At 65.9% G+C, this 19,086-nt stretch carries 16 protein-coding genes; 12 read left to right on the plus strand and 4 right to left on the minus strand.

Annotated features, from left to right (window positions below):
- Nucleotides 1–248: 248 nt before the first annotated feature.
- The 12 genes from ACJRPG_RS19100 to ACJRPG_RS19155 all read left to right on the plus strand — a co-directional run bounded on the left by ACJRPG_RS19100 (nt 249) and on the right by ACJRPG_RS19155 (nt 14,864).
- On the plus strand, nt 249–920 hold the full coding sequence (locus tag ACJRPG_RS19100; protein ID WP_408001690.1) for a response regulator transcription factor: 672 nt from the start codon (nt 249–251) through the stop codon (nt 918–920).
- Nucleotides 913–2,403 carry a sensor histidine kinase gene (locus ACJRPG_RS19105; RefSeq protein WP_408001691.1) on the plus strand — a complete coding sequence of 497 codons (1,491 nt, stop codon included), beginning with the start codon at nt 913–915 and terminating at the stop codon, nt 2,401–2,403. Before ACJRPG_RS19100 ends, ACJRPG_RS19105 begins: the two co-directional genes overlap by 8 nt.
- A 99-nt stretch (nt 2,404–2,502) precedes the next feature.
- Nucleotides 2,503–2,934 carry a type IV pilin protein gene (locus ACJRPG_RS19110; protein WP_408001692.1) on the plus strand — a complete coding sequence of 144 codons (432 nt, stop codon included), beginning with the start codon at nt 2,503–2,505 and terminating at the stop codon, nt 2,932–2,934.
- The gene (locus ACJRPG_RS19115; RefSeq protein ID WP_408001693.1) at nt 2,922–3,557 is read left to right on the plus strand and encodes a GspH/FimT family pseudopilin; all 636 of its coding nucleotides are present in this window, start codon (nt 2,922–2,924) and stop codon (nt 3,555–3,557) included. Before ACJRPG_RS19110 ends, ACJRPG_RS19115 begins: the two co-directional genes overlap by 13 nt.
- An 8-nt stretch (nt 3,558–3,565) precedes the next feature.
- On the plus strand, nt 3,566–3,979 hold the full coding sequence (locus tag ACJRPG_RS19120) for a prepilin-type N-terminal cleavage/methylation domain-containing protein (protein ID WP_408001694.1): 414 nt from the start codon (nt 3,566–3,568) through the stop codon (nt 3,977–3,979).
- Nucleotides 3,976–5,142, plus strand: a complete 1,167-nt coding sequence (locus tag ACJRPG_RS19125; RefSeq protein ID WP_408001695.1) for a PilW family protein — start codon at nt 3,976–3,978, stop codon at nt 5,140–5,142. The genes ACJRPG_RS19120 and ACJRPG_RS19125 overlap by 4 nt, the downstream gene beginning before the upstream one ends.
- Nucleotides 5,139–5,729: a pilus assembly PilX family protein gene (locus ACJRPG_RS19130; protein ID WP_408001696.1), complete on the plus strand. Its 591-nt coding sequence runs from the start codon at nt 5,139–5,141 to the stop codon at nt 5,727–5,729. Before ACJRPG_RS19125 ends, ACJRPG_RS19130 begins: the two co-directional genes overlap by 4 nt.
- A 36-nt stretch (nt 5,730–5,765) precedes the next feature.
- Nucleotides 5,766–10,364 carry a pilus assembly protein gene (locus ACJRPG_RS19135; RefSeq protein WP_408001697.1) on the plus strand — a complete coding sequence of 1,533 codons (4,599 nt, stop codon included), beginning with the start codon at nt 5,766–5,768 and terminating at the stop codon, nt 10,362–10,364.
- A 72-nt stretch (nt 10,365–10,436) separates the two neighbouring features.
- A complete protein-coding gene (locus ACJRPG_RS19140) occupies nt 10,437–12,083 on the plus strand; it encodes a peptide chain release factor 3 (protein ID WP_408001698.1) in 1,647 nt (548 codons plus the stop codon).
- A gap of 125 nt (nt 12,084–12,208) precedes the next feature.
- Entirely contained in the window at nt 12,209–12,580 is a 372-nt protein-coding gene (locus tag ACJRPG_RS19145) for a GntR family transcriptional regulator (protein ID WP_408001699.1), read from the plus strand.
- Complete coding sequence (locus tag ACJRPG_RS19150; protein WP_408001700.1) at nt 12,577–13,446, plus strand: ABC transporter ATP-binding protein; 870 nt, start codon at nt 12,577–12,579, stop codon at nt 13,444–13,446. The genes ACJRPG_RS19145 and ACJRPG_RS19150 overlap by 4 nt, the downstream gene beginning before the upstream one ends.
- Nucleotides 13,443–14,864: a hypothetical protein gene (locus ACJRPG_RS19155; protein WP_408001701.1), complete on the plus strand. Its 1,422-nt coding sequence runs from the start codon at nt 13,443–13,445 to the stop codon at nt 14,862–14,864. Before ACJRPG_RS19150 ends, ACJRPG_RS19155 begins: the two co-directional genes overlap by 4 nt.
- A gap of 15 nt (nt 14,865–14,879) precedes the next feature.
- On the opposite strand, the gene ACJRPG_RS19160 is transcribed toward ACJRPG_RS19155, so the two are convergent.
- The 4 genes from ACJRPG_RS19160 to ACJRPG_RS19175 are packed head-to-tail and all read right to left on the minus strand — an operon-like array spanning nt 14,880 to nt 18,958.
- On the minus strand, nt 14,880–15,260 hold the full coding sequence (locus tag ACJRPG_RS19160; protein WP_408001702.1) for a cupin domain-containing protein: 381 nt from the start codon (nt 15,258–15,260) through the stop codon (nt 14,880–14,882).
- Between the two features lie 11 nt (nt 15,261–15,271).
- Nucleotides 15,272–15,598: a hypothetical protein gene (locus ACJRPG_RS19165; RefSeq protein WP_408001703.1), complete on the minus strand. Its 327-nt coding sequence runs from the start codon at nt 15,596–15,598 to the stop codon at nt 15,272–15,274.
- 51 nt (nt 15,599–15,649) lie between these two features.
- On the minus strand, nt 15,650–16,054 hold the full coding sequence (locus ACJRPG_RS19170) for a DP-EP family protein (protein ID WP_408001704.1): 405 nt from the start codon (nt 16,052–16,054) through the stop codon (nt 15,650–15,652).
- 27 nt (nt 16,055–16,081) lie between these two features.
- Entirely contained in the window at nt 16,082–18,958 is a 2,877-nt protein-coding gene (locus ACJRPG_RS19175; RefSeq protein WP_408001705.1) for an nSTAND1 domain-containing NTPase, read from the minus strand.
- Nucleotides 18,959–19,086 lie beyond the last annotated feature (128 nt).

The following is a 19,086-nucleotide window of genomic DNA, read 5'->3' on the forward strand; positions in this document are numbered from 1 at the left end:
TTACAATTCCTATATCACGAAAAGGTTCATCCCTGTCGCCCGCTTGCCCTGCGGCAGCTCAGCAGCGCCCTGTCGGGGCTGTTTTGGCCCCTATCTGTACGCCCGGGAACACTGGGCGCGCAGCCGGCGCCAGGCAGGGCGGTTCGGGCCGGAACCCGGCATCTTCCTACAGGCTCTTGAAGCGCAAAGTGGCCTGCCGGGGGAAAGCAAGGGCATAATGCTCTGCACATTCAACTCTTGCAAATTTCATGCACGTATTACTGGTAGAAGACGATGCAGTGCTGGCCGACGGCCTGGCCCGCGTACTGGCCGGCCATGGCATGGCGGTCGATACCCTGCGCAGCGGCAGTGAAGCCGACCTGGCCCTGCAGCGCGGCCAGCCGGCCGACGTGCTGGTGCTCGACATCGGCTTGCCGGGCATGGACGGCTTCGAGGTGGTGCGCCGCCTGCGGGCGCGGGGCAGTACGCTGCCCGTGCTGCTCCTGACGGCGCGCGACGCCGTCGAGGACCGCGTGCGCGGCCTGGAAACCGGCGCTGACGACTACCTGGTCAAACCCTTCGCCACGCCGGAGCTGGTGGCCCGGGTGCGGGCGCTGGCCCGGCGCAATGCGCCGCAGCCAACCGTGCTGACTCTTGGCGCGTTGACGCTGGATGTTGGCGCAAAGAGGGCGCGCGTTGGCGAGCGCGCGCTCGATCTGTCGGTGCGGGAATGGGCGCTGCTGGAGTATCTGCTGCAGCATCCGGGGCGGGTGCTGTCCAAGCAGCAGATCATCGATGCCATCCTGCCGTGGGGCGAGGATGTGACGCAGAATGCGGTCGAGGTCTATATCTCGCGGCTGCGCCAGAAGACGGCGGACGCGGGCATTTCCATCCGCACCATCCGGGGCTTCGGCTATCTGCTGGAAGCGGGCGATGCCTAGCATCCGGCTGCGCCTGCTGAAATGGCTGATCGGGCCGATTCTCGTGCTCAACCTGGCGGGCGGGGCGCTGATCTATGCGCTGGCCTGGATTCCGGCCCAGCACGCCTTTGACCAGAACCTGGGCGACGCGGCGGCCGGGCTGGGCGCGCGGCTGAGCATGGGCGAGGGCGGCCTGCAGCTGGACCTGCCGGCGCGCGCCGAACAGGTGCTGCGCAGCGATGGCGATGACGAGGTCTTTTTCGCCGTGCGGTCCCCGCAGGGCGCCCTGGTCGCGGGCGACGCCGACCTCCCGCCCGTTTCGGGCCCGCGCCCGGCAGCCTGGGACGCCGCCATGCGCGGCGAAGCCGTCCGCGTCGTCACGCTCACTGTCGCCGTCCCCCCGCCCGCTGCTCGGGCCGCCACCGCTTTTGCGTCCGCCGCGGCTGCCCCCGCAGCCCGCGCGCCGGCGTCCAGCCTGGCCGCCGCGTCCCGCCGCGCCGCGCGTGCTGAGGGCGAGCCGGGCGCATTGCCGGCGGCGGGCGCAGCGGAGGCATCGGTAACGGTGGCCAAGACGGTGCGCAAGCGCACCCAGGCGCGGCAGGCCATCGTGCGCGCCCTGATCCTGCTGGAAACGCTGTTCGCGCTGGCGGCCGTCGGGCTGATCTGGTTCTCGGTCAGCAGCGGCCTGCGCCCCCTGAACCGGGTGCGCGCCGTGCTGGCCGCCCGCAGCGCCGACGACCTGTCGCCGCTGCCGTCGAACGAAGTCCCTTATGAGCTGGAGCCGGTGGCCCAGGCCCTGAATGGCCTGCTGGACCGCATCCAGGGCGGCGCACGCGCCCAGCAGGACTTCCTGGCCAACGTGGCCCACCAGCTGCGCACCCCGCTGGCCGGCCTGCGCACCCAGCTCGACGTGCTGGCGCGCCGCCACGAAGATCCGGACACCGCCCACACGCTGGCAATGATGCAATCCTCCACCGAGCGCATGATCCGCCAGACCAATCAGCTGCTGGCGCTGGCGCGCGCCGAGCCCAGCCACTTCGAGAAGAAGCGCCTGGAACCGCTCCAGCTGGACCAGCTGCTTGCCGACACCGTGCAGCATTTCGTGCACCAGGCCGCCCGCAAGCAGATCGACCTCGGCTTCGAGCTGGAGCCGGCCGTGGTGCACGCCGATCCCTTCCTGCTGCGCGACCTGGTCGACAACCTGATCGACAACGCAATTCGTTACACGCCGGAAAATGGCGCCGTCACAGTGGCCTGCAGGCAAACCGGCGCCGGCGCCGTGCTGACGGTGGAAGACAGCGGCCCCGGCATCCCGCCAGGCCGCCGCGAAGCCGTGTTCAGCCGCTTTGTCCGCCTGGACGACAAGACCACGGGCAGCGGCCTCGGCCTGGCCATCGTGCGCGACATCGCCCACGCCCACGGCGCCACCGTAGCGATCGATACGCCCGCCAGCGGGCAGGGCGCCCTGTTTACCGTGCAATTTCCCAACGCGCTTGCGCCTTAATTTCCTTTTGTCAGGGTTTTGTCAGGGTTTCCTCAGGGAAATGCAAGCTTGCCCCGCTAGACTGTTCCCATAATGCACAAACTCCGGGGGCAGGCAGCAATGAAACGCGTACAACAGGGCTTTACGCTGATTGAAGTGATGATCACCGTTGTGATCGTGGCCATTCTCTCCGCCGTCGCGCTGCCGGCCTATAACGACTACGTTACCCGTTCGCGCCTGAACGAAGCCTTCGTGGCGCTGGGCGCGGCGCAGCCGGTGGCCGAGCAGCACTGGTCGAACACCCGCAGCTACGCCGGCTTTACGGCAGCGGACAACCCGTCCTTCCCGAAGAACGGCACCTACTTCGACTACAGCATCAGCAATGCCACGGCCTCCACCTATACCCTGACCGCAACGGGCAAGGGCAAGCTGGCCGGCTTTGCCTACACCATCGACCAGAACGGCAACCGCGCCACCACCAGCGTCCCGACCGGCTGGAGCATCACGGCCGGCTGCTGGGTAGACCGCAAGAGCGGGCAATGCACGAATTAACAGCACATCGGGCGCCACAGCGCGGCTTCACGCTGATCGAGCTGATGGTCGGCCTGACCATCCTCGGCATCCTGATGGCCCTCGGTGTGCCTGCCATGAACAACTGGGTGAGCATGCACAAGGCCCGTTCCGCGCACGAGTTCTACGCGGAGGGCCTGAACACGGCGCGCCGCGAAGCCGTGCGGCACAACGCACGCAGCCGCCTGGTACTGAGCGCCAATGCCAACGGCCAGTATGACTGGCAGGTGGACATCTGCTTCCCCGTGCCCGGCACGCCATGCAACGACGCGCTGGGCAACTGGTCCACCACGGCGGCCGTTGCCGCCAACGATCCGGAGGGCGCGAACGGATTCAAGTCGCTGCTGCGCTCCGCGTCGCAGCTGCCCAAGTCAGAGGTCATTGCGCCTGTCCTGACGCCGGAGGGCGCCACTGCCGCCTATTTCACGGAGCTGGGCTGGGCCGACACCACGGTGGACACGCGCCTCACGCAGATCCGCCTGAATCCCGCCTCGCGCTATGCCAATGAAATCCTGCCGACTTCACTGGTGCTCACGCTGGCCGGCATGGCGGTGAAGTGCAACCCCGGCGTCGCGGCCGGCGATTCACGGGCCTGCCCGCAATGAAGGCGCCAATGAAAAAACAGGGCGGCGTGGCACTGCTGGAAGTGCTGATCGCCATCATCATCCTCGGCATTGGCCTGCTGGGCACCATCGGCCTGCAGGCGCGCGCCTATTCGGCGCTGTCCGATGCGGGCCAGCGCGCCGAGGCCACTATTGCCGCCGACAAGCTGATCGGCGTGATGAGCAACGACGTCGCCAACCTCGCGAACTACCAGGTGGCGCTCGACGCTCAGCCGCCGGAAGAGCTCGAACCCTGGATGGCGGAGACGAAAAGCGCGATTCCTTCCGCGCGTGTCCGCGTGGCCGTGGTGCAGGAAGACCCCCTGCGCAGCCGCGTCGATATCGAGATCAGCTGGAAGCGCAAGGCCAACGAGGCCGAGAACCGGCACCGCCTTACCTCCTACATCAACCTGCCCAAGCTATGAAGCCCTTGCCGAATCCCGGCCGCATGCGCGGCTTCTCCGTGGTGGAGCTGATGGTCAGCGTGGTGGTGGGCCTGCTCGCCGTGATGTTCGCCACCCGGCTGATGGTGAGCTCGGAGCAGAACAAGTCCGCCTCGCTCGGCGGCTCGGACTCCATGCAGAACGGCATGCTGGCGCTGTTCTCCATCAACAGCGACGCATCCCAGGCCGGCTGGGGCCTGAACGATGAACTGGTCAGCGGCTGCAATACCGCGCTGGCGGACAACGAGGGCTTCCAGCTCGCGACCGTGAAGCGCGGCGGCGCCGACATCACGCCGCTGGCGCCCGTCATCATCCAGAACAATGGCAACGAGCCCGACGTGCTGTCCCTGTATTCCGGCAGCGCCATGAGCGGTGTGGGGTCGGTGCGCCTGAAGGACAATTATGCGGGCGGCAGCATCCTCAGCACCGACTCGCCGCTGCCTTTCGGCTTCAACCGCGGCGACGTGGTGGTGGTGGCGCCGGAACCGGCAGGCCTGGACTGCAGCATTGCCCAGGTCAGCGCCACGCCCGATTCCTCGAACCTGAGGATCGAAGCCAGTGGCGCCTACCGTTTCAACGCCGGCACGCTGCCCACCAACTATACCGGCCTGCAGGCGCGTATTTTTGTGCTCGGCCGCGCCGATAAGCTCTCCTTCCATACCTGGTCGATCAACGGCAGCACCCTGCGCCTGCGCGCCACCGACCTTGCCGGCGCGTCGCAGGCCCCGCAGGCCGTGATCGACAATGTGGTGTCGCTGAAGGCGCAATACGGCTTCGATACGCGCGTTGGCCCGGCCTTCACGCCTAATGACGGCATGCAGGTCACGCAGTGGAGTTCCACCATGGTCGATGCCGACAACGACCTGACGGTGGGCAGCGCGGGCGACTTCCAGCGCGTGGCCGCGGTGCGCATTGCCGTGGTGGCGCGCAGCACGATGCCGGAACGTCCTGCGGCCGGTGCCGCCACCTGCACGGTGACGCCGGCCATGCTGACGGTTTTCGCCGGCAATGCGCCAGCCTCCGTGGCCGCCGTGCCGGTGCAGGTTGACCTGGCCGTGCCCGGCGATCCCGTGAGCTGGACCTGCTACCGCTACCGGGTATTCGAAACGATCGTCCCGATCCGCAATGCGGGATGGAGGCCATGATGCGGCAAGCCGCCAACCAGAAGGGCATTGCGCTGCCGGTCATGCTGATCATGCTGGCAGTGATGATGATCAGTACCGTCTACCTGCTGCGCTCCACCAATTCCACCACCATGACGGCCTCCAACCTGGCTTACGAGAACTCGCTGAGCAAGGCGGCCGACCTGGGCATCCACCGTGCTTACCAGTGGCTCAATTCGCGCGTGGACCGCAATGAGCTGTGGGTGAATGTGCCTGCCGCGGGCTATGTGGCCACCGCCAATCCGGACCCGGCGCAGGGCGTGAGCAATCCCGCCTTCTGGAACGGCGCAGTCACCATCGCCCCCACTGCCGAGAATCCGAACACCATCCAGTACGTGATCCACCGCATGTGCATGGAGCAGGGCGCGTACAACACGGCGACCAATAATTGCGTGCAGACGGCGGCCCGCCAGAAGGTGCAGGCCAAAACGCGCGTGGGCGACAGCCTGTCGTCCGATGCGCCGGCCTACCAGGGCAAGCCGCAGCTGCACTACGTCATCACCACACGCATCAGCGGCCCGCGCGGCGGCAACGTAATGAATCAGGCAGTTGTCATGATGGGGCCTTAAGCTATGAAGACATTTATCTCATCCTGTTTTTTACCCATGCTTGCGCGCCTGCTGCTGGCGCTGGCCGTCCTGCCTGCCGCCGCCATGGCCGGCGTAACGCAGATCGCCCAGGTGCCGCTGCTGAACCTTGCCGGCACCGGCGCGGTCAAGCCCAACCTGATGCTGCTGTTCGATAACTCCGGCTCGATGGACCAGACCTATACGCCGGATTATGTGGACGACTCCATCTGCCGCACCCGCCTCACGCTGGCGCTGGGCAGCCTCACCGGCTGCAAGGTGGGCATGCCGCCTTTCATGAGCCCCGATTTCAACCGCCAGTACTACAATCCGCGCATCCGCTATACGCCGCCGATCAAGTCGGACGGCACCTACTATGCCGAGATGAATTCGGACCAGACCACCGGCTGGACGGTGGTGCCGAGCGACGGCTTCGGCAAGCAGAACGTGAACCTGTCGGGCAACAGCGACACCAATATCAACCTGCTCACCGAATTCCCGGACCTCAAATGGTGCAATTCGGCCGACAGCAGCGACTGCCGCGTGAACACGGCAACCTACAGCTATCCGGACAATACCTACACCGCGTCCGCGGCCATCACCACCAGCCCTTACTACTTCAATATCGCCGTTGCCGAGTACTGCAAGGACGAGACGATGACGGTCTGCACCGCCGTGTCGCCCGGCGCCGCGGCGCCCAGCGGCTTCCCGGTGCCCGCCAAGGTGCGCTGGTGTAACAGCCGCGCCCTGACCACCTGCCAGGCCAAACGCGTGGGGACGTATATCTATCCCCGCTATTCGCAGCCGACCGGAGCGAACGTGGTGTTCGGCACCATCAGCATCGGCGCTTCCGTGTCCACTTCCTCGATGCAGATCACGGAAGTGAAGGTGCAGGACCCGGGCGGCGCGACCACGCTGATCAGCAATGGCGCCGTGACTGCCGCCAACGGCACCAAAACGCCGGCCAACCAGGCCGCGCTGGCAAACCAACTGGCGAAATCGATTATCGACAAGGGCAAGGGAGCGGCCGCCACCACCGGCTACCTGGCCTGCGTGCGTACCTCGGCCTTGTCCGGCGTGCCGTCCTGCTCGCAGTACAGCATTCCGCTGTCCACCGATAACGTGGTGGTGGTGATTCCGGTCAGCTGCACCGGCACCAAGACGGTCGATACCTGCACCCCTTACAGCGATGCCACCGATCCCGCCTCGCGCGTTGGCTGGGGCATCCTGTTGACGCGCCCCGAAGTCCAGACCACGGCCGCCACCTCCGGCTTCCCGCCGACTGCGCTGATCACCTTCAGCAACAAGACGCCGAACAGCGGCACGCCCAAGCTGAGCACCCTGAAGTTCGGCGCCACCACGCTGTTCTCGTCGGTCAATCTCGGCAACAACAAGACCAGCAGCACGGTGGCTTCCACGGTCCGCACCGCGATCAACAATGCCAACATCAACAATATCCGCGCCTATATCGGCGGCGATTCGGTGACGCCGGTATGCGCCGCGCAGTCGTCCAGTACGGTATGCGTCATCAACAGCGCGAGCGGCGCGGCGGACAACGTGGCCCTGACAGGCACGCTGTCCAACAGCGGCACCCTGGGCATGGCCTTCACGGCTTCCGCCAGCATGAAGGAGGCGCTGCCCGCAACGGCCACCGCCATCGCCACCACGCAGACCGGCGCCACCGCCTTTATCCGCGTGAACCTGCTGCCGGGCCAAACCTACCCGCGCGAAAACAACCGCGTGGATTGCGTGGCGCAGGCGGGCGTGTGTACCTACGAAGAAGAGATGACCAACTTCGCGAACTGGTACGCCTACTACAAGAGCCGCCTGCAAATGATGAAGACTTCGGTCGGCATCGCCTTCGCCGCGATTACCAGCGACTACCGCGTGGGCTATGTGCGCCTGTCGCAGGCCGGCGCTGCCGGCGCCATCGACCTGAAGCCGGCGGAATTCTCCGGCACTGCGCGCTCCAACTGGTACACCACGCTGTATAACACCACCACCAGCGGTTCCACCCCGATCCGCACGGCGATGGACAATGTGGGCCGCATGTTCGCCAATCTCTCGCCCTACAACTATGCGGCGGGGCAGGAGGTGATCCAGTATCCCTGCCAGCAGAACTTCCTGATCCTGACCACAGACGGCTACTGGAACGGCAGCACCACCAACAACGTGACCAGCAACGACAATACCGACCAGCCCAGCCGCTTCTGCCTGGCTTCGCGCGGCTGCGTCGACCCGCGTTCGCAATCCCAGCCCTCGATTGCCGACGTGGCGCTGCACTGGTACAACGGCGGTTCCTCGAACAGCACGGTATCGCTGCGGCCCGACCTGGAGCCGGACATGAGCAAGCCGGGCCAGGTGCCGGCGGGCGACGGCGACAACACCCACCTGCACATGAACACCTACACGCTGGGCCTGGGCATGGACGGCGTGATGACCTACGAGAAGAACTACGACACCGCGCCCAAGGTCGGCGGCGACTTCTACAACCTGATCACGGGCGTGACCAACGGCTGCCCATGGAACGGCGGCGGCGCCTACACCTGGCCGAATCCGGACGTCACCAACACCGGCAACACGGTGCAGGAGCGGGTGGACGACCTGTGGCACGCGGCCATCAATGGCCACGGCAAATACTTCAGCGCGAACGAGCCGAAGGAAGTGGTGGAAGGCCTGAGCGATGCGCTGGCCAATATGCAGGTCACGCTGGGCGCGGCGTCGTCGGCGGCAACCTCCACCCCGAACATTTCGCAGCAGGACAACGATATCTTCTCCGATACCTTCACCACGGTGAAATGGTACGGTGAGCTGAACAAGCGCAAGATCGACATCACCAACGGCAATGTGAGCCTGACGCCGGAATGGACCACCAACGATACGCTGGGCCACCAGGTGGATGCCAGCAGCGACACGCGCAAGATCTATATGTGGAACGCGGCCGGCACCAGCGGCAGCACCCCGGCTAACTTCCTGTTCAGCACCATGACGGTGGAGAAGCCATGGTTCACCGATAAATGCACCTTGCTGTCGCAATGCACCTTGCTGTCAGCCTCGGACCGCGCCATCGTCAACAGCGGCACGAACCTGGTGAACTGGCTGCGCGGCCAGCAGCAATATGCGAACGACACCATCTTCCGCGCCTATTCGCCGTCGCCCACCTCGCCCTCGATTCCCGTGGTGCTGGGCGATATCGCTTCCTCGCGCCCGGCCTATGTGCGCGATCCGCGCAAGGACTACACCTTGAACGGCTACCAGGCCTGGAAGGTGGCGACCGCCAAGGCCCGCACCCATGCCACCGTGTTCACCGCGGCCAATGACGGCATGCTGCATGCCTTCAATGCGGATGACGGCGAGGAACTCTGGGCTTACGTGCCGCGCGTTACGATGAACAAGCTGTACAAGCTGGCCAGCACCACCTATGCAACCAATCACCAGTTCACCACCGACGGTGCGCCGGAAGTGGGCGATGTCTACTTCGGCGGCGCCTGGCATACGGTGCTGGTGGCGGGCTACAACGGCGGCGGCCGCGGCTACTACGCGCTGGACATCACGGATCCGGACAATCCCAAACAGCTATGGGAAATCTGCGCCGATGCCGATGTATGCGGCAATGTACAGCCGAATATGGGCCTCAGCTTCGGTAATCCGCAATTCGGCACGCTGGCGGACGGCACCTGGGCCGTGTTCCTCACCTCCGGCTACAACAACGTGCCGGGCACGGACAATGTGGACACCGGCGACGGCCGGGGCAGGCTGTACGTGGTCAATGTGCAGACGGGCGCCCTGATCCAGGAGATCCTGACCGATGCCTCGGACAACACCACCACGCCGAGCGGCCTGGCGAAGATTACGGCCATTACGGAAGATCCGCAGACCGACCCGCGCGTGACCTATATCTACGGCGGCGACAACCAGGGCCGCCTGTTCCGCTTCGACTTCACCGGCGCCGGCGGCGGCACGGTGATGAAGCTGGGCGATACCGGCCCGCAGCAGCCCATCACCACACGGCCAGACGTGACGCTGTGCGCCATCGAGGGCACTGACGGCACGAAGACTGCGCAGCGCGTGGTGCTGGTCGGCACCGGCCGCCTGCTGGACGTGCCGGACACCACCAATACCGATGTGCAGAGCCTCTACCTGCTGAAGGACCAGGGCGCGCTGGTGGACCTGCGCGGCAGCAGCATGGAAAAGCAGACGCTGGTGAGCACGGGCGGCGGCAACAGCAATGTGTACGAGATCAAGGAAGACAAGGCCGACCTGCGCACCAAGGCGGGCTGGTACTTCGACTGGAAGCTGAATGCGGGCGAGCGCATGAACATCGACCCGCGCATCGTCAGCGGCGTGGCCAATGTCGTCACCAACATCCCGACTTCCAGCTCCTCCTGCTCGGTGGGCGGCACCAGCAATGCCTATGCGGTGGATGTGTGCAACGGCAGCGGCGTGAACGGCACGGTGGTCGGCGGCACGCTGTCGAATACCTCGGCGGCGGTGGGCTTCATCATCATCCGCCTGCCGAACGGCCAGCTGAAGATGATCACCACCACCGCCAAGGGCGAAACCCTGACCCGTCCGATCACGGAACTGGACTCGGAAGGCGCCCACCCGGTAGGCTGGCGGCGCGTGAAGGGCGACTGATTTCCACCCGGAGGCGGCCAAAAAACGGTAAAATCGCAGGTTTTCCTGCCGAGCCGTTGAGTGGCCGCCATCATGTCCGACGATACTGAAGTAACAAGCCAAGATTCCAGCAGCGCCAAGACCCCGGCGCTGATCGCGCGCGAAGTGCAGCGCCGCCGCACCTTCGGCATCATCTCCCACCCGGATGCCGGTAAAACCACGCTGACCGAAAAGCTGCTGCTGTTCTCGGGCGCGATCCAGATGGCCGGCACGGTGAAGGCGCGCAAGAGCGCGCGCCACGCCACCTCGGACTGGATGGAGATCGAGAAGCAGCGCGGCATTTCCGTGGCTTCCTCGGTGATGCAGTTCGAATTCCGCGACCACATCATCAACCTGCTCGACACGCCGGGCCACCAGGACTTCTCGGAAGATACCTACCGCGTGCTGACGGCCGTGGACTCGGCCCTGATGGTGATCGACGCTGCAAAAGGCGTGGAAGCGCAGACCATCAAGCTGCTCGACGTCTGCCGCATGCGCAATACGCCCATCGTCACCTTCATGAACAAGCTGGACCGCGAAACGCGCGATCCGCTGGAGCTGCTGGACGAACTGGAATCCGTGCTGAAGATCCAGTGCGCGCCTGTTACCTGGCCTATCGGCATGGGCAAGAACTTCCGCGGCGTGTACCACCTGCTGAACGACGAGGTGATGCTGTTCAAGGCCGGCGAAGAGCGCGCCGACGGCGCCTTCGAGATCATCAAGGGCATCGACAATCCGCGCCTGCAGGAGATGTTCCCGCTGGAGATGGACCAGCTGCGCATGGAAGTGGAGCTGGTGCACGGCGCCTCGCATCCCTTCAACCTGGAAGAGTTCCTGTCCGGCGTGCAGACCCCGGTGTTCTTCGGCTCCGCCATCAACAACTTCGGCGTGCGCGAGATCCTGTCTTCGCTGGTGGACTGGGCGCCGCCGCCGCGCGAGCGTGATGCAACGGTGCGCAGCGTGGCGCCGACCGAGCAGCCGTTCTCCGGCTTCGTGTTCAAGATCCAGGCCAATATGGACCCGGCGCACCGCGACCGCATCGCCTTCCTGCGCGTGTGTTCCGGCCGTTTCGAGCGCGGCATGAAGGTCAAGCACCTGCGCCTGAACCGCGAAGTGAAAGTGTCCTCCGTCGTCACCTTCATGGCATCCTCCCGTGAGCAGGTGGAAGAAGCCTATGCCGGCGACATCATCGGCTTGCCGAACCACGGCAATATGCAGATCGGCGACAGCTTCTCGGAAGGCGAGATGCTGCAGTTCACCGGCATTCCATACTTCGCGCCCGACTTCTTCCGCTCGGTGCGCATCCGCAATCCACTGAAGATCAAGCAGCTGCACAAGGGCCTGCAGCAGCTGGGCGAGGAGGGCGCGGTACAGGTCTTCAAGCCGGTGCAGGGCGGTGAGCTGGTGCTGGGCGCGGTCGGCGTGCTGCAGTTCGAAGTGGTGGCGAGCCGCCTGCTGAACGAGTACGGCGTGGATGCCGTATTCGAAGGCACCAGCATCAGCAGCGCGCGCTGGGTGAGCAGCGACGACAAGAAGGCGCTGGCCGATTTCGAAGCCTCGCTGGGCCACAATGTGGCTTACGACGCGGCGGGCAATATGGCCTACCTCGCAACCTCCGGCGTCAACCTGCGCCTCACGCAGGAACGCTGGCCGCAACTGACCTTCCACGCCACCCGCGAACACGCGGCGAAACTGGACTGAAAAAAACGGGACTGAAAAACAACCGCGCTACGGCGCGGTTTTTTTTTGCTTGACAGGGCGTTTGCATGTGTATACTGTATTAATCAACTAATACAGATATACACATTATGACCCAACATTCATCCATGCTGTTTTCGATCGCGACCGGTTCCTCCGATCCGATCTACCGCCAGCTGGTCGAGCAGGCGCGGCGCCTGATCGCAGCCGGCGCGCTGGCGCCGGGCGACCTGCTGCCATCCGTGCGCGACGTGGCGCAGGCGCTGGCCGTCAATCCCATGACCGTGTCCAAAGCCTACAACATGCTCGAAGGCGAGGGGCTGTTCCAGCGCATCCGCGGCCAGGGTATGCAGGTCGCCGGCCGTGGCGAACGTCCGCCCGCGCGCGAAGAGCTGCTGCGGCCCGCGCTGGAACGCGCGGCGCAGCAGGCCCGCGAACTCGAACTCGATCCCGAATCCGTGCTTTCCCTTTTCAAGAAGATCCTCAAGGAGTCCAAATGAACGGCCCAATCGTCGCCCTCAAGGGCATCAGCAAATCCTTCGGCAGCCAGCAGATCCTGCGCGGCCTGGACTGGCATGTGGAAGCAGGGCGCGTGGTCGGCCTGCTGGGCCGCAACGGCGCCGGCAAGTCCACGCTGATCGAATGCATGCTTGGCCTGCGCGAAACGGAGGCCGGCAGCGCCGCGCTGTTCGGCGAAAACGTGGCGCAGGGCCTGAGCGAACAGGCGCGCGCGGGCATCGGCTATGTGCCGCAGAAATCGGACCTGTTCGACTGGCTTACGCCGGTGCAGCTGCTGGCCTATTTCCGCGCCCAGTATCCGCGCTGGAACGAGGCCAAGGTGAACAGCCTGCTGGAGCGCTGGCTGCCCGCCTCGGCGCGCAGCCAGCCGATCGAACGGCTGTCCGGCGGCGAGCAGCAGCGCCTGTCCATCATTCGTGCCCTGGCCCATGACCCGTCGCTGCTGGTGCTGGACGAGCCGGTGGCCAGCCTCGATCCGGTGGGGCGGCGCGACTTCCTGCGCGAGCTGATCGACGGCGTGATCGAGCGCGATACCACGGTGGTGTTCTCCACGCACATCCTGTCCGACCTGGAGCGCGTGGCGATCGACCTCGCTTTCCTGAAGGACGGCCGCATCGCGCTGGAATCGCCGCTGGACGAACTGCTTGGCAGCGCGCGCCGTATCGTAGGCGCCGCAAACGAGCTGGCGGCGCTGCGCGTGGCCGGGGAAATCAGCCGCGAGCAGGACCGCAATGGCACCATGAGCATCGTCGCGCGCCTGAGCGATGAAGAAGCGGCTGCGCTGGGCGGCAAGGTGCGCGTCGAAAGCATCGGCCTGGAAGACCTGTTCGTGGAGGTGACGAAATGAGCGCCTGGCAGGCAATACTGATACAACCCTGGCAGGAACAGCGCCAGCGAAGCCAGCTCTGGTTTACCGCGCTGCTGGCCGCGATCGTGGCCGGCGCACCGGCTGCGGTGCTGCTCTTTACCCGCAACTGGCGCGCGACCTCGATGGTGGCGGCATCGGTTGCGCTGTGCATCGTGTTCGTCTGGTGGGGCCTGTTCGTGCGCAGCGCGGTGCTGCAGAGCCATCCGGCCAACGCGGTGCTGGTGCCGCGCCTGCGCCTGCGCCTGCTGCGCCTCACCTGCCTGCTGTGGATCGTGGTCAGCCTGCTGGCGGCCGCCGTGGGCAGCCTGCTGCTGGGCCATTTCGGCCTGCTGTTGTGCGGTTTTGCCGCCTTCCTGCTGTATGTAATCGCCGTGCAGCGCTTCCATGCGCTTGCCTACCTGCCGCTCGCCCTCATCATCCTGAACTCGCTCGCTTCCGGCAGCATCTTCGAAGCCGCAGGCTGGCTTGCCGGGGCATTGGGCGCAGCCGGGCTGGTAGCGGCGGGCCTCGCGCTGAATGCCGTCTTATCCGCACTCCTGCTGCCGCAGCTGTTCCCGGCCGGCGGCGACCGCCACCACGCGTGGCACGCCCGCCTGCTGCGCAGCGCCGCGAGGCTGAACGAGGGCAGCCTCACGCCAGGCCAGGAAGGGCGTGTGGGGCGCAAACTGCTTGCGCTGCTGAACAGGCCATACTGGCGGCGCTTTGAGCAAGATGTGCAGATGCGCCGGGAGGTCGCCAGCCAGGAAGCCATGCTGCTGCATGCGCTGGGACCGCGCGCCCAGCTGGGTTCCGTGCTCACCTGTGTGCTGGTTCTGGGCCTGGTGTTCCTGAGCACCGGCCGCAATCCCCTCGGCAGCAAGGCCTACGAATTTGTTAACATCTTCGTGGTGCCGTTCGCGCTGCTGCCGGCGCTGCTGTTTCCCGTGCAGCAGCGCCTGACGCTCCAGCGCACGGCAGGGGAGCAGGGCCTGTTGCGGCTATCGCCGGGCGCGCCCGCCGCGCCGGATTTCAACCGCGTGCTCGGCATTGCGCTGGCAAAGTACTTCGTCTTCACCTGGCTGCTGTCGATAGTGGTGATTGCGGGCGCCGCGATGCTCGCCACACGCAGTCTCTGGATTCCTCACGCAATGCCGGCCATCACGATGCTGGGCTTCGCCGCCGGGGCGTTCGTGCTGCGCGACTACGCCTCGCTGCCCAGGCTGCACAACGGCGGCAACGCCCTGCTGCTGCCGATGGTTGGCGCCGGTGCGGCCGCCGTGGCAGCGGCGGCGCTGGGGCCGCACCTGCCCTGGATGTGGATTACCCTGGCAGGCCTGCCCTTGCTTGCATGGCTGTGGTGGTCGCGCTGGCAGAACATGCTGGCGGCGCGCCCGGCATTCCCCGCCGCACGCGGCTGAATTCGCGCGGCCGGTCTATCTGGCAGGGGTGGCCAGCGGCTCGCCCTTGCGCACCACGTAGACGCCGACCAGCTTCATGGTGCCACTGCCGCTGTTGTGCGCGTCGTGCACCTTGCCGGCGGGGATGATGAAAGCGTCGCCCGCCTTCAGGCTGCGCGGCGCCTCGCCGTCGATCAGCAGCTCGCCTTCGCCTTCCTGCACATAGCTGATTTCGTCGCCCGGATGCGTGTGGCGCCCGGCCTTCACTCCGGGACCGAGCTCCACCTGCGCCACAACCGCTTCCCGGTTCTCGCCCGATACATCGCCTTTCTGCAGCACGGTGCGTTTGATCTGGGCATGGGCGGCGGCCGATGCCAGCAGCAGGATGCAGGCCAGCGCCTGGCAGGACAGTTTCATGTCGTTCTCCTTTATGGTCGGGTCAACAGGGCATCGAGGATGCTGCCCAGCCATGCGCCGATCAGGATGCCGCCGGCAATCTGCGGAGCGAGGCCGTCGCCGCCACTGGCGGCAATGCGTTCGGAAATCAGCGTAAGGTCGAGCGGCAGGGCGCCGCTCTCGATCTGCGCGGCGATGGCGTTGGCCGTCCGCAGCGCGCTGCCCAGCAGCCAGAAGAAGGCTGCGGCAGCGGGAACCAGGAAGAGGCAGGCCCGGCGCACGCGCCGCAGCACAATCAGCTGCCCCAGTCCCGGGAACAGCAGCGCTGAGGCCAGCGCTGCTTTCGTGGATTGCTTCATCGCGGCCCTCGGGCAGTGGATGGAGCACCCATCTTAACAGCAGCTGCCGGTTTACGGCGCAGCCGGTGGTGGTGGCGGGCGGTTCTCGATATCCTTGCCGCCTTCCTCCAGCTTGGCCGCGACCTCCGTTCGGACCTCAGGCTGCCCGTTGAATTCGAACTGGCGGCTGAAGTCGCCGGTCTGGGTGTTGATATCGCTGAGGGTAAGGTTCTTGCCGTCGGTGCTGATGGTCGGCTTGCTGAACTGGGTGCTGGACGGGGTGATGGTGATGCCGGTAAACACGATGTCGGCATCCGTATCGACCAGCTGGTAGTTAATGATGGTGTCGGCCGCGGTGATGACCACCGGCTCGGGCTGGGCGCTGACGACCTTGTAAATGACCTTGCCGGAGGCATCGGTCTCTTTCACAGCCTTCACCTGCACGTTCTGGAACGATACGCTTCTTTTTATGGACATGACTTACCTTTCGGTGGGGGAAAAAACTCAATACGCATTGCGGGTTTCCTTGATCCGGCGCCGTATGGACGCCAGCCAGGGTTCTGCTTCGGCTGCCGCTACCTTGAGCGCCAGGGTTTCCTGCAGCAGCTGTTCGAGGCGCGCCAGCTTCGCGGGCGATGCCGCTTCCACATCGAAGGCCCGGATACGGAAAGTGAGTGTGTCCATCTGCCAGCGCTGGTTGCTCGGGTCGCGCGCCGAAATGCGCGCCATCACCCGCGCAGCTTCATTCAGGCGTTCGCCAGCTTCCTTCATCTTCTTTTCCCGCAGCAGAAGCTCGCCCTGGTGGTAGACCGAGTAGGCGAGGCGGGCAGCCCACATCGATTCTTCCGGCGCCGCCTGCAGTATCCCCGACAGCAGTATTTCCTCCTCGCGGAACAGGGCCATGGCCGCGTCGAACTGGCCCAGGGTCTTGCGCGTTTCGGCCAGCCAGGAGAGATTGTTCGCCAGGTCGCCTTTCAGTTTGCGGTTGTCCGGATCCTGCGCCAGTGCGCGGCGGCGCTGGGCGAGCGAGGCTGCCTGGTGCACTGCCGCCTGTTCGCTTTTGCCCTGGCGCAGCAGCACGCCGCCGATTCCGTTGTGGGCATACGCTACCTGGATCCACAGGTCGCGGTCATCCGGCCTGGCCTCGGCCGCGCGTTGCGCGTAGGCCAGCTGCTGCTTCATCCAGTGCAGTGCGCCGTCCAGATCCTTCCTGTCCATGTGCATCTCGGCCTGCTGGCTGGCGTTGCCGGCAAGGGCCAGCAGCAGGGCGCGCTCGGTACTCTTGCCCTGGTCCAGCCCCGTCAGCATGGCATGGGCGGTGTGCAGCGTGCTTGCCGCCTTGTCCTGGTGGCCGCGGGCGCTTTCCACTTCGGCGATCAGCTGCAGGCTTTCGGCACGCTGCAGCTGGGTGGCTGCGTCGCCGGCGCCGGTGCTGGAAAGATAGCTTTCGGCCCGTTCGCTGATGCTGTTCAGCAGGTCGAGCCGGCCCAGGGGGCGCAGGCTGCTGACAAATTCGCGCAGCATATAGCCCATCAGGCCCTCAGCCTCCTTGCGGTGGGCTTCGGCCTTGAGCTGGGCGCCGCGCGCCGCCAGTCCCAGCGCCGCCGCCAGTATGGCGAGAAGGCAGATGGCGCCTATGGCCGCCATGCGTATCCGTTCGCCCAGCCGCACGCGCTTGAGCGAGCTGTCGATATAGTCGCGCTCCAGCGGCGAGAGCGCAAAACCGTCGAGCGCCAGCAGGGCCGCCGCCTGGTTGACCTGGCTGCCCGGCGGCAGCAGCAGGTCGCGTGGGCGGGAGGCCAGCGCCCAGCGTTCGGCCTGGGCGCCGAGCCGGGTGCGCACCTGCAGCGCGTGGCGGTGCTGTTCGATCCATTCGGCCACGCGCGGCCAGCGCCGCAGCAGTGCTTCGTGGGCCACGCCGAAACTGGGCACGCCGGCCGACAGTTCGCTGACGAAGAGCCGGTTTTCCACCATGGCGCGCACCAGTTCGCGCGCGGCGTCGCCATGCAGCGAAGACCAGGCGGCACGGCGCCCGGTGACAGCGCCCTGTTCTTCGCCGACGTTCACCAGCAGCGACAGCACATGGGGCAGGGCAGCCTGCTGCGCCGCCGACTGCGCGCTGACAACCTGCTCGGCGCGTACGCCCAGCGCGCCTTCGATGCCGCCCAGCTGGCGGAACACATCGAAGCGCAGCATGCCGTCCTCGCTGCGCTGGCGATACAGCTCGTTCAGGCAGTACTGCAGCAGGGGCAGGGTATCCGGATTGCCGCGTGCCGCATCGCACAGCACATCATCCAGGCCGGCGCCGGTGGCGGGATCGCTTTCAAAGCCCAGCTGCGCGGCGCGCGCCGGTTCGCGCACCATCTGCGCGATTTCGGCGCCGGTGGGCGGGCCGAGGTCGAAGTGGCCGCCGCGCGCTTTCAGTGCCATCAGGGGCGCCAGCTCGATCAGGTCGGGATAGAAGTCATTGCGGCAGGCCAGCACCAGCAGCAGGCCGCCATCGCGCGCCAGCTGTTCCAGCAGGGAGATGAAGGCCAGGCGCTGGGCGGCATCGGCCTGCGGCGCCCGGAAAATTGCTTCCAGCCGGTCCACGAACAGGCCGATGCGGCGTTTGGTGGCGCCGCGCGCAAAAGTGGCGATGATCGATTGCGGATCGTCTTCCAGGCGGCGCGCCAGCTGCTCGGCGCTGCTGCCGTCGAACAGCAGGTCGCCGTCCAGTTCCGCCTCCACCAGCACGGCGGCCAGCGCCTCGGACAGGCTGCCTTCGCCGATATCGGCGCAATCCAGGTGCAGCAGGTTGCTGAGGGCGATGCCCGGCGCCGGCGAACTGTCGCTTTCCATCAGCTGGGGCAGCAGCCCGGCGCGTACCAGCGAAGTCTTGCCGGCGCCGGAAGGCCCCAGCACCAGGGCCATGGCGCAGCCCTCGGTGGCCTGCGTGACCACCAGTTCGCGCAGCCGGGCGATGGCGTGCATGCGGCCGAAGAAGATGGCGGCGTGGGTTTCCTGGAAGGCTTCCAGGCCGCGGAAAGGCGAGCCGTTCTGCCACACCCCGGCGGCCGGCTCGTCGTCGTGCACCTCGGCAATGGCCCGGTAGCCCCGTTTGCGGACGGTTTCTATATAGCGCGGTTCTGTGCTGGAGTCGCCCAGTGCGCGGCGCAGCTGGGCGATGGCCTTGTGCACCGGATTGTCGCCCATCTCGGCCGTACCCCATCCGGCCTGCAGCAATTCCTCGGCCGGAATCACGGCGCCGGCATGGCGGCAAAGGTAGCGCAGCACGTCCATGACGCGCGGTTCGAGCTGGGTGCGGGTGCTGCCGTCGCTCAGCGCATTGCCTTGCACATCTACTTGCCAGTCGCCGAAACGAAAACCGCGGGGATCCATGCAAACGCCATCCGAAAATCAAAGTTCTTTTAAATCAACCGCTTAGACCTCCGGAAGGTTTCCGGAAGGCTGGCAACCGTTGTGCTCGATACAGTGTGTCATGCCTTTATAACAGGAATATTAATGTT

Source organism: Pseudoduganella rhizocola (assembly GCF_045984285.3).
Taxonomy (GTDB): Bacteria; Pseudomonadota; Gammaproteobacteria; order Burkholderiales; family Burkholderiaceae_D; genus Rugamonas.